This is a genomic window from Microtetraspora sp. AC03309, from assembly GCF_020826795.1.
GTDB classification, from domain to species: domain Bacteria; phylum Actinomycetota; class Actinomycetes; order Streptosporangiales; family Streptosporangiaceae; genus Microtetraspora; species Microtetraspora glauca.
Window position 1 is genome coordinate 1 of the sequence record NZ_JADDIL010000649.1, and the last position, 379, is coordinate 379.

General features: G+C 66.0%; 1 protein-coding gene. It reads right to left on the reverse strand.

Features of this window, described 5'->3' with window-relative positions; all coding sequences use genetic code 11:
• On the reverse strand, nt 1–379 hold a 379-nt coding region (locus tag IMZ11_RS44775; RefSeq protein WP_305075969.1), incomplete at both ends, for a peroxidase family protein.

The following is a 379-nucleotide window of genomic DNA, read 5'->3' on the forward strand; positions in this document are numbered from 1 at the left end:
CCTTGGTCCAGGCCGCGACGAAGTCCTTGACGAATTTCTCCTTGGAATCGTCCTCGGCGTACACCTCGGCCAGCGCCCGCAGCTGCGAGTTCGAACCGAACAGCAGATCGACCCGGCTGGCGGTCCACTTCGGTGAACCGGTGGCGCGGTCGGTGCCGACGTAGGTGCCGTCATCGGCCGGAGCCGGCGCCCACTTGGTGCCCATGTCGGTGAGGTTGACGAAGTAGTCGTTGGTCAACTGACCCACCTTGTCCGTCAACACACCCAGCTCCGAGCCGCCGTGGTTGGCACCCAGCACGCGCAGTCCACCGATCAGCACGGTCATCTGCGGAGCCGACAGGCCGAGCAGGTTGGCCCGGTCGATCAGGCGGTACTCGGC